Source organism: Planktothrix sp. FACHB-1355, from assembly GCF_014748295.1.
GTDB lineage: Bacteria > Cyanobacteriota > Cyanobacteriia > Cyanobacteriales > Aerosakkonemataceae > Aerosakkonema > Aerosakkonema funiforme_A.
In genome coordinates this window covers 17,166-28,919 of record NZ_JACJUP010000010.1, presented here as the reverse complement: position 1 = coordinate 28,919, position 11,754 = coordinate 17,166, and the positions used below count along the sequence as shown (strand labels likewise).

The window sequence follows — 11,754 nt, the reverse complement described above, 5'->3', positions numbered from 1 at the left end:
ATATTTAAAAGCCATAAAGTAATGACCTGATCCCTGGTATATTTTCGCCAACATTCGCAAAATTTGAATTTCCTTGAAATGCACACCAATAGCCTTAAAAATATCGAGAGATTTCCGCAAAGACTCCAGTGCTTCTGAATACCGCTTAAGTTTAGCTAAACTTTCTCCTAAATTATATAAAACGATTCCTTGCCCAGCAATATCTCTAATCTCTAGTGCAATTTTTAACCGTTGTTGATAAAACTCAATTGCTTGCGGGTAGTCACCTAAGCAATAATAGGAGATTCCCAGATTTCCAAGTGCTTTTCCTTCTCCATTACGATCGCCGATTTCTCGTGTAATTGCTAGCCGTCGCTGTTGATATTCAATAGCTTGACAGTGATTTCCTAAAGAATCATAAACAGTTCCTAAATTGCCTAGTGCTATTCCCTCACCAGCACGATCACCGATTTCTTGTGTAATTTGTAACTGTTGTTCGTAAAATTTAATGGCTTCGGAGTAATTGCATAGTTCATTATAAATACAACCTAAATTACCCAGCGCCGCAGATTCTACTTTGGGGTTACCAATTTTACGCGAAATTATTAAAGCTTTTTTAAAATATTCAGTAGCTTTGGCATATTTTCCTATACAAAAGTAACAAATTCCTAGATTGCCCATTGCTCTAGCTTCTGCTTCAATGTCGCCATTGTTTTGGACAACAATTAGGTCTCGATCGTGATATTTAATTGCTTTTAAGTAATTGCTCAAATAATACTGTGCTATTCCTAAATTACATAAACAGTTGCCTGCTAATTTTACGTTTCCAATTGCTTGTGCAATTTTCAAAGACTGCTGAGTATAGGTAATTACTTCTGAGTACTTACCCATAAAAATATAAGTAGCAGCAAGACTAATTAATACAGTGGCTTCAGCTTCTCTATCACTGATGTTCCGTGCCTCAGTTAGATTTTGTAAATGATAATTAATTGCTATATCGTAGTTGCCCAGAAAAATATAAGCGTTACCCAACCCTGTCAAATAAACAAGCTTTACACGAGGATCTGCTTGGCTTAAAAGCCTATTATAGAGATAAATTTGTTCTCTATAGTAGCCCCAAACAGCAAGTTGCGAATGCAACTCTTGATTGGGAATACTGTTAAGACGTATTCCAATAATTTTATTAGCTTGTTCTTGTGCATCTACTTCACACAGATGGTACGACGCTTCCAAATATCCGCGAACTTTTTCTAAATTTGAAGCAGCTATGGGTGGCTTGTACTTGTGAAGCCAGTTTTTTACCGCTCTATAATGAGCACGTTCCCAAGGACGAATCTTAGTACTATCCTGTGCTGCCAAACTAGCTTCAACCTCAGCCAGTAGTTGTTGGCCATCAGCCGTTAAGCCAAATTCCTGAGTAAGGGATCGAGATTGAGGATTTGTATCTAATTCGGCAATGTCATTCGTCATGCGATCTGCGTCAGTTTGTCAAATCTTGTGCTGGTAAGTTGTGTTCCTCCTCAACCAGCATCTGCTTTTCATATATCCTCAGTTTAGCCCTAAGTTCGTGACAATCTTGGCTCAGCGGAATGCCTAATTTGGTAGCGATCGCCAAAGCCTGGTCACAATACTCTCTTGCCTGTGCTGGTTGTTCTAACTTCTGATGCAACTCTGCTAGACTCCTAAGTACCATCGCTTCATTAGACCGAAAGCCAATTTTTCTGCTAATCTCTAAGGCTACCTGCAAATGTTCCAGCGCATCTGCATATCGCTCAAGTTGTAAGAGTACCGTCCCTAAGTTACCTAACATGGTGGCGTCCCCACGCTGGTTTTGCAGTTCCCGTGAAAGATCTAAGCTTAATTTGTAGAAGTTGGCTGCCTGCCCATATTTCCCCACACAAAAGGCTATATTACCCAAATTCCCTAGCGCAATTCTTTCTTCATCCCGGTCTTTAAGCTCCCAGGCGATTTCCAAACTCAGCTGGTGGCACTCAATTGCTTTTGGGTAGTTTTCTAGACCTATATAAGCACTACCGATCTGTCCAAGAATTTTACCCTCACTGCCACGATTTTGAATTGACTGGGCGATCTTCAATGCCCGTTTGTGGTATTCAACCGCTCTGCCATAGTCACCCAGATCGTCGTAGATCAGCCCTAGACCAGTGAGTGCTTGACTTTCGCCACGACGGTCTTGAATTTGCATGGTAAGCCCCAAACTCTGTTCGTAGCATTCAATGGCTTGAGGGTAATCTCCCAAGGCATAGTAGGCACTACCCAAACTACAGAGAGACACCCCCTGGCCTCGGCGATCGCCGATTTCCTTAGCAATAGACAGGCTGCGCTGATGACATTCAATCGCTTTGACAGCATCTCCCAAGGCATTGTAAGCATTTCCTAAATTGCCCAGTGCGTTCCCTTCTCCGTATCGATCCTCCAATTTATGGGCAATCGCCAAATGCTGTTGATGGTATTCAATCGCTTTAGTAAACTGCCCTAGCGCAATGTAGGCATTGGCCAGGTTACCTAAAGCTTCCCCCTCTCCTCGACGATTTTGATTTGCTTGAGCGAGGGTTAAACTTTGTTGATGGCACTCAATCGCTTTGATGTAGTTTCCTAAACTGTAGTAAGCAAGTCCCAGATTGCCTAGAAATGCCTGAAAAGCGCGACTGTCCTCAATATCGCCTAGAATGGCCAAAGCTTGCTGCAAGAATTCAATTGCCTGAGCGTAATTTCCTAAGTAGTAGTGATTGAGCCCGATATTCCCCAAAGCATAGCCCTCCGATCGAATATCTTGGATTGCCCGGGCGACTTCAGCGTGCTGTTGTTGCAGGTCGATAGCCTTAGCATAATTACCAAGGGCGCTATAGGAATTGGCTAAGCCATTTAGACAAATCGTGTCCCAACTTGGACTCACTTTAAATAACAGTCTGTTGTAAAGCGCTATCTGCTCTGAATAGTAGCCCCAAGTTTTGAGTTGGTTGTGGAACTCCTCGTTAGTAGGAGTATTGAGGTGAATTGCTAAAATTTTGCTAGCAGTTCCCCAAGCTTCTACTTCACATAGATGGTGAAAAGCTTCCAAATAACTCTTCACCTTCTCCCGATTAGTTGCTTGAGGCGGCGATTGGTATTTCGTCAGCCAGTTAATGGCAGCTCGATATTGGACTCGTTGCAGAGGCAGAATTTTAGATAATTTTAGAGAATCTGGCTTAATACCTAACTCTGCTAACACAGATTCTCCAGATGGTGTGAGGTCGGCTTGATAAGCCTCAGCGCGATCGTGCTGACTTAGAGCATCATAAGCACTTCTCAAGGTGGCAAGGGAATTTACCTCTAGCGTCAGGTGATGAATTTTCCGTGCGATCGCTAAACTACGGCGCGAATATTCAATGGCTTTATGATGCTCTCCCAAATGCTGATAGGTACGTCCCAGGCTAGCTGAAGCTGACCCTTCCAGCCACAGATCTGAAATTTCCTGGGCAATGGCTAAACACTGATGATGGCATTCCAGCATTTGCTTATAGTTGCCATCATTAGTTTCTATTCTTTGATACACCCAACCTAGACTTAGTAGAGATAATGCTTCCAACCTGCGGTCTGGAATCGCTTTTGCTACGTTCAAGCTCTGTTGGTAGTAATCCAGGGAGCGATCGTAATTGCTTCGGGAGTAATAGAGGCTACCTAGTTTAATCAGCAATTGCGCTTCTGTTTGGCAATTTTGGATTTCTCGCGCTACAGCCAATTCCCATTGCAGGGACTCAAACTCTTGAGTGCTATCCTTTAATGTTTCTGTGTCGCTCTCAGCAGAATTACTCATTTTTCCAATTTAAATTTTTTCACTGAAAGACACCCTGCCAGTTCAAGTACATTATTAAATCTTATGTATTAATTATAACTAATTTTCTACCCATTTGTCCTCTCTTTAGATAGTCTGCTCGTCATTAGCAGCGAGCAAGACCAAATCATCGCTATATAATATCAATTAATAATATATTCCACAATTCCACCATATTTCTATTAAATGAAATATTTGATTTTTAGCAATGGGCATCAAAGCCAACCTCTTATCAATACAACTTGCCAATTTTGGGATAATTTGCCTTTGAGATCGTCCAGATACGATGAATTTTAATAACTCCAAAATCAAGTTATCCCTAAGAAAAGGAACGTTAAATTCCACCCACAGCTTGCAGATAAATTCAGCAGCAACAAAAGCAATATAGTCTGACGATATTCTTCTATCTGCAAGAACTTTTAAAACCGCAGTGTAACTTCGTTTAATTTCCAATTTAGCTTGCTTAGCTCCTTCCATCAGGATGTCTGCATCTACAACGGTGTAGTTATAACCCAATAGAATCAGCTGCAAAGTTGCGCTACGATGCACCGCTTCATCAATACCTTTTTGCTGTAGGCAGTAATTTAAAATAACCTGAGTCCAAACTCCTGCAACTCCTGATTCTACACGAGCGTACCAGCGCAACACCTGATCATCAGAATATAGGATATGTCCTGGCTCTCCAGCAATTAGCACAGTATCGACAAAGGCTGTGCCTATAAGCTCGTTAAGTTGATTTCGTTTATCTTTACTAATATCAAGAGCTCTCCAACAAGGGAGAATATAACAATTGTTTCTTACCCAACCAATAATTTGTTCAAAGTAAGCTCTTTGTTGAGAAACTTCCTCGGAGCTAAACTTTTGTATAATTCGTTTTTCATTCACAATTCCATAAGTTGTAAAACCCTCTATTCCCCATCCAAGAAATTTTTCAACCATTTGCTGAAGTAAATCGAGAGTTGATTGAGCCAGTCCTAATTTCCCTAAGACTCTAACTGCATCATCTGCTATCCCTAACTGGTGGAGAGTCAGTAAAGATACTGGATCGACTACTACAAGTCCTCCTTTTTGAAGTAACGTAAGAGCATCTTCAAATTTTTCATAATTAAAGTCTGACCAGGCATGGATGTAAGATTCAGGCTTACCAACCAAAATTTCCCAAAGTTCAATAGGATTCTTATTAAAGAGGATTGCGAAAGTACCAAAGGGAATTTTTCCTTCTTGATAATCAGAATCAAACTTATTAAAGTTATTCTTCTCCAATTGTAACATATTATCAAGTTTTTTTAGCCACTCTGGATCGATGCCTTCTGCTGTACTTTGAATGTAAGCTACTCTAAATCCTTGGATGTCTGGTAATGTTTCTAATAATCTAAAACTTTGGTTGCTTGCTGCCAAATATTTATTTTGTATCGCAACTATTGTGAAAGCATCTTTACCAAAGCTATCTTCTACTATAATTACCTCATCTCCCAAGGTCTTACCCATTAGCTCTTGGTAAAGCGGCTGACTTTCATTAAGTTCATACTGAGCAAGTTCAGCATCTGGCCTATTATCAATAATATACCACTTCTGAATACCAAACTTATCTTTCAGGAGAACTCCACATCCATTCTCTACACTTTGTATTTCTGAAATATTTGGTTTAATTTTTCTTCCTTCCATGTAGGATATTACGTAAAAAGCATGAATTTTTCCCTGGTTGTAAAAACGCTTCCTTGTTTCATAAATAATCTCGAAAAAATAATTCATTCGCCCTCTAATCTTAAGAAATCGCGCCAGCATCATACAAGTATCAATGGATAAACACTCAATACTGGGATTTGAGTCAAGAAAGCGATCGAGTTCTTCCATATTTCCGGTTAAATAGTTAACTATTGCTAACCGCAATTGCATCACGATATCATTAGGGAAGCGACATAAGTAGTCCAAAGATACTTGGCGACTAGCATCAAGATTACCAATATTCTCATACAAAAATGCAGCCATTTCTGAGACATATTCTAAAGCACCATACTGAGCAAGCAGTTGCCGACAAATTTCTAGTGCGGCTCTATAATTACCTGCGTAGTAATAGGCGGAGAGTAATCTCCCTGTCAGGCAGGTATTTAATGTCTTATCAACAAATTGCTCATAAACTTCCGCAGCGTCACGGTAGTACTTCAAGCTATAAAGCAAATCTGCCAAAGTAATTTGATCTGGATAAGAAGGATTAGCTAATAAGGATGCTTTGGCCTGCTCGATAAATTCCTGAACATTTTCTTCAGGGGCCGTATTTCGTTTGAATCGGATTTGTAAAATTTGATTAGCAACACTTTCTGGATCTTCGTTCATCAATTCTTGCATTATTTTATCAGCATATTCGTACTCTCCTTGTTCCAGCTTTAGCTCAAACTTTAGTTGTTTAGCTTCTCTTTTAAATTCTTCGTGACCTTCATCATGTATAAATTTATCAAGCAAAATTTCTGCTTCTATAAATTGTTTTAATACTATCAAACAACTAGCAGCTAGTAAGTTAGCTTCAGGAGTTTGTGGACATAAAAGAATTTTTTTAAGGTAATTATATGCTTCTAGTTCATTACCTTTTTCATGTGCTAGAAGGGCAAGTTGTTTTATACAATAAGGCTCGTCAGGTTTCTCTTTTAAAGCGATTTCAAAATCGCGGATTGCTTCATCTTGCTTTCCTAGTAGTCTCAAAGCACTTCCTCTATTTATCAAGGCTATTAATCCTATAGGGGATAAATTATCAAAATTAGGGTAAGTTCCACCTAATACTTCAGTGAATAAATCTACAGCCTGTTCCAGATTAGTTTTATTTGCTTCGTTGATCTGTCCGGCAATAATAATAGAGAAATTTTTGGCGATCGGTTCTATTAAACTAATACCTAGAAAAACTTTGACGTTATTTAGGTTCACTTCACCTTGATTGATAGCTGCTTGAAACCATTCTTTAGCTTGGGAATATAGCTTCCGATCTAAAGCGGCTTGTCCCAAAGCAACCAGTACATCGGGATGACTGCTGTAAGCGAACGGAACTCTATCAAGAACTGCTTCGAGTGTATCTGTAGCTGAAGCCATCTGAACTCGGAGGGAATACGCGATCGTATTAGCTGGATTTTTCTGTAGGCTCAGCTGAATTAACTCCTCAGCTTGGATATATTCTCTCTGTAAGAAATAGCCCATTGCGGCAAGAGCAAGAGCTTTATCATCCTCGGGGTTGTGCTGTCTAGCTCCTAGAAAGGCGGCGGCAGCTTCAGGGATCTGCTCCAGCCCCAAATTAGCCATACCAATATTGGCAAGTAGGCGATACCTAACAAGAGAATCTGACTTATACCAAATTTCTGTTTTTAGATCTGTCAGATAAGTTAAGGCTTCTTTAGATCGACCTTGCCGAAGCAGTTTGCAACCATACTCAATTCGGTTATGCCGCTCATCATTCAGATTAATAGAGGTGCTGGCATTAATTGACGGAATAAATCTTTGGATCGACGCTGTTACTAACTCTTCAATGTTTCCATAAGGCGTGGCTCCTGAAATTTGTTTAGCGTTATCTTCTACGAAGATATCTAATTTTGCCAGAATCTCAAAAGCAAATGCGCTTGCATGACGTGCCGCCATTTCTTGAGAACTAAAAGCATCTGCTTCAGTTCTATCGTCAATCAAGTCAGAAATTCCCCGAATCACGATCGCAGACACTTGCTGGTTCATGCGAACCGCCTTCAGCAAGCCATAGCCTTCCATTTCTACAGCAATTGCGTCGCTGTATTGCTTTCGGAGAAACTGAAAAAAACTCGACCGGGTTGAAGCAAGCACTTTTTCCCCAGCTGCGATGGGCGCAACCCATACGCTAGGGATGCGATCGGGCAAATGCTGCACTCGTTGCAACCAATCACGCTTATATGGACGTGCTTCCGCTCTAGCTCTCTGCACTAGGTTGTAAGAAGCAAGTTCCAGTTCGGGTCTAGGCAAAAACTCATCCTCTGCGTCGCCAGATTCATAACTATAAATTTTTGTTGCGGCAACTACATCACCCAACGCAAGATCTTTAATTCCTCCAGCTACACCCACAAACAGGAGAACTTTGGGTTTGAAGTAAGCGATCGCCCGCTCTGCTTCTGAGGATGCACTCGCATTTCCCGTACCGATTTCAGCAATTCCTACCTGCCACACTCTACCGTTAGCAGTAAAGTACCCTCGTTCGTAGATCGTTCCTTGAGGATGTGTTTCTTCTTGAACGTCGGTCAAATGTTCCCGAACAGCCTGATATTCTACGGAGAGTGCGGTAAGGATAACTGCGCGAGGCATGAACGAACCTTAGTACGATCTGTTATTTCCTTATTTTGGCAATTATCTAAGAAGATGCCCAGTTTTTCATTATTAGCTTTTTGAGCCATCAAGAATTATACCAAATCCGGGTTAGTTACCCATTGGCGTATCCTCTTCTTCTTCTTTCGTGTTCTTCGTGTCTTACGCGCTACGCGCACGCTACACGAAAGTGGTTCTATAAAAATCCCTAAACCGGGTAATCAACCGGGGTTTAGTATTACTATAATTCATAAATGTTCGAGTTAATAGCGTTCCTGCCCACATTCTAGAGCCTAAATTGTCACGCTATGGATTTTAGTCAATTGACAATTTGGGACTAGGGACTGACCAAGAAAAAGTAGTATTTTAAATAGAGCTATCCCAAGTGTTTTAGGGATTCAAGTGGTATACCCAATTCACTGGTAATACTCAAAGCCTGTTGGCAATATTTAAAAACCAAATTTCTCTCACCTAACCTTTGATAAATCACTGTAAGATTTAACAGAACATTAGCTTCAGTTAAACGTATACCGATTTCTCTAGAAATTTTCAGCGCTTCGTGAAGGTACTTTAATGCTTCTGAATAATCTTCAGTCTTTAATGCTTGGTTGAATTCTACTTCCTTAACTGTTGCTATGGTAATTCCCAAATTACATAATGCCTCTGCTTCACCTGCGCGATTTTCTATTCGCCGCATAATAGTTAGATGTTGTTGATGGTATTCAATAGCTCGATCGTACTTTTTACAACCACTGTAAGCTTGTGCCAAGCTTCCCAATGCTCTTCCTTCCGCAGAATGATCGGGGCTTTGGCGTGAAATTCTCAAGCTCTCCTTTTGGTACTTAATTGCTTTGCAGAATTTTTCTTGTTTGCAAAACACAAGTCCCAAGTTGTTAAGTGCAGCAGCTTGTCCTTGACGGTTGTCATTTTTCCACGCGATCGCTAAATCTTGTTCATAGCAATTAATAGCTTGAGTATAGTTACCTAAAGAAAAGTAAACAAGACCTAAACCATTCAAAATTGCTCCTTCCTGCTGATTATCGGGAAGTGTACGTGCAAGCTCTAACGCTTGTTGATAACAATTAATCGCCTTTGTCAGATATCCCAAGGCATAATGCACTTTACCCATACCATATAATAAAATGGTTTTATAGTAAGGAGCTAAGTTTTCTAAATAATCCAAAAATCTTTGATAAAATGCTGCTATTTCTCTATAATAGCCCCAATCAAAAAGTTGGTTATGAAGCTGGTTATTTCCATAATTCATAATATTAATAGTCACAATTTTTAAAGCTTGATTCCAAGCTGATGTTTCAAAAAGATGGTGAAAGGCTTCCAAGTAACCTTTCACTTTTTCCAGGTTGGAAGCATTGGGCTGAGGTTGGTATTTTATAAGCCAGTTGATTACAGCCCTGTAATGAGATCGCTTCAAAGATGATTTGATATATCTTAGAGCTTGTGGCTCGATTCCGAGATATTTTAGAACGAATTCGTTAGAGGGTTTAAGATATACTGCTTCTAACTCTAGCCGTTTTTCAAAATTTAAACTATTAAGATTATCCATGTTATCAATAAAGTTTTTTATTGTTTATAATTAATACTGATGAGGCAAATTGACCAACCTCAGCAGCACCTCATCCATTGTAGAATGAGCGCCAATTTTTCGACAAATCTTTAGCGCTGTCTGCAAAGCATCACGAGCTTCTGAATACCGCTCCAGTTCTGTCAGTGTCGATCCCATATTACAGAGAGTGGTTGCTTGCAGGTGAAGGTCTTCGATTTCCCTGGAAATTGCGAGACTTTGCTGTTGGTAATCGAGCGCGTTAGTGTTATCCCCCAGAGCGTAGTATGCAGCCCCCAAGTTTCCCAAAGCGATCGCTTCACCCTGAATATCTTGGAGTTTTTGCTTCAATGGCAGGCTCTGTTGGTAGCATTCAACGGCCTTGGTATAGTTTTCTGAAGCGTAGTTAGCATCACCCAGATTTGAGAGCGCATCAGCTTCGAGCAAGGAATCGTCAATTTCCTGGGCTATAGCTAAACTCTCTTCGTAACAATCGATTGCTTGAGTATATTCCTCGATCGCTTCGTAAGCTAGACCCAAGTTACATAAAACTTCTGCTTGTCCCTGGCGATCGCTAATTTCCCGTCTAATTGCCAAACTCTGTTCAAAGTAATTAATAGCAGCGGCATAGTCTTCCAGCGCATAGTAGGCTTCACCTAAATCTTCGAGATACTCTCCTTGTGCCTGAAGGTCATTGAGTTCCCGTGAAATCGCCAAAGTCTGCTGAAAACACTCGATCGCCAGAACGGATTCATCTAACTCTGCATATAATGTTCCCAGATAGGCTAAAGCAGCTTCCTCACCAGGACGGTCTTGAACTTGCTCGGCAATTTTTAAACTTTGTTGATAACATTCGATAGCACTGTGATAGTTTTCTGTAATTGAGTACAGGTTTCCAATACTTCTAAGGGCTCGGCTTTCCCAAAATCGGTCTTGGACTTGTCGCGCCATTTTGAGACTATCTTGATAACAGGTAATCGCTCGATCGTAGTCTCCTTGTTGATGGTAAGCACTCCCCAGAGCTTCCAGATTGCTTTCCTGACCCCGACGAGAACCGATTTCTTTAGCAATCGTTAGGCTTTCTTCTAAATACTGAACTGCTTGGGGATACTGTTCTAAAAGTATATGAACATTACCCAAACTTCCCAAAGCTACTTCTTCATCTTGACGAGCGCCGATTTGCCGCGCAAGCGCTAAACTTCTGTGATAATGCTCAATGGCTTTATTTGGCTTGTTAAGGAGTAAATATAGCCGTCCTAAACTTTCCAAAGCTTGACATTCTTGTTGGAGATCGCCAACTTCTTGGTCTAGATTCAATGCTTGTTCAAAACAGCTTCTCGCTTGCGTATAGTTTACCAAATCGAAGTAAGCTTCCCCCAAATTTTTCAAGCATCCTGCCTCTTGTTGGCGATTTGCTATTTGTTGAGCGATGGCTAGGCTGCGTTGGTGATAATCTATAGCTTTACCTGAGTTACCCTTACCTCGATAAGCTAGTCCTAGATTTCCTAAACACTGACTTTCTATCAAGGAATCACCAATCTGTTGAGCGATGGCTAAACTCCGATCGTAGTATTCGATTGCTTTATCTAAATCCCCAAAGGTAAGATAAGAGTTACCGAAATTATTGAAAATGATAGCGTCTATTCGAGAATTGAGCTTGTGAAGAATTCGCTTGTATAATTCAAGCGGTTCTCGATAGTATCCCCAGGTATAAAGTTGATTGTGTAGTTGCTCTTTTGTGGGTGTACTGAGATGAATAAATAGAAGTTGGCTAGCTTTTTCCCAAGCTTCTATTTCGCAGAGGTGGTGAAAGGCTTCTATGCAACTTTTTACTTGTTCTAGATTAGTAGTAGACAGCAGAGGTTTATATTTTGTGAGCCAGTTAATTACTGCTCGATAATGGGTACGTTTAGTAGGTGGCTTGATAGATTTCAGGGTAGAGGGGTCGATGGCAAGCGCCATCAGAACTGACTCACCGGGGGGTATGATGTCAACCTTCTGGATAATCTCTTGCTCTCCATTAACAAACTTATTAAGGCTACTCATGAGTGTACTTCACTTCTTTTTTTAACTCCCT

General features: G+C 40.6%; 5 protein-coding genes. All 5 read right to left on the bottom strand.

Features of this window, described 5'->3' with window-relative positions; genetic code table 11:
• A partial coding sequence (locus H6S82_RS01745; protein WP_191055985.1) for a tetratricopeptide repeat protein occupies positions 1-1,449 on the bottom strand: 1,449 nt, incomplete at its 3' end.
• Between the two features lie 10 nt (positions 1,450-1,459).
• Positions 1,460-3,793: a tetratricopeptide repeat protein gene (locus tag H6S82_RS01740; protein ID WP_190462431.1), complete on the bottom strand. Its 2,334-nt coding sequence runs from the start codon at positions 3,791-3,793 to the stop codon at positions 1,460-1,462.
• A 165-nt stretch (positions 3,794-3,958) separates the two neighbouring features.
• A complete protein-coding gene (locus H6S82_RS01735; RefSeq protein ID WP_190462433.1) occupies positions 3,959-8,116 on the bottom strand; it encodes a hypothetical protein in 4,158 nt (1,385 codons plus the stop codon).
• Between the two features lie 376 nt (positions 8,117-8,492).
• Positions 8,493-9,680, bottom strand: coding sequence for a tetratricopeptide repeat protein (locus H6S82_RS01730; RefSeq protein ID WP_190462435.1), 1,188 nt, complete (start codon positions 9,678-9,680; stop codon positions 8,493-8,495).
• Between the two features lie 30 nt (positions 9,681-9,710).
• A complete protein-coding gene (locus H6S82_RS01725) occupies positions 9,711-11,723 on the bottom strand; it encodes a tetratricopeptide repeat protein (RefSeq protein WP_190462437.1) in 2,013 nt (670 codons plus the stop codon).
• Between the last annotated feature and the right edge of the window lie 31 nt (positions 11,724-11,754).

Bases quoted from the DNA above. Each gene is read 5' to 3' on its own strand.
- H6S82_RS01730 (WP_190462435.1), bottom strand. From the start codon at position 9,680: ATGGATAATCTTAATAGTTTAAATTTTGAAAAACGGCTAGAGTTAGAA.
- H6S82_RS01735 (WP_190462433.1), bottom strand. From the start codon at position 8,116: ATGCCTCGCGCAGTTATCCTTACCGCACTCTCCGTAGAATATCAGGCT.
- H6S82_RS01740 (WP_190462431.1), bottom strand. From the start codon at position 3,793: ATGAGTAATTCTGCTGAGAGCGACACAGAAACATTAAAGGATAGCACT.
- H6S82_RS01725 (WP_190462437.1), bottom strand. From the start codon at position 11,723: ATGAGTAGCCTTAATAAGTTTGTTAATGGAGAGCAAGAGATTATCCAG.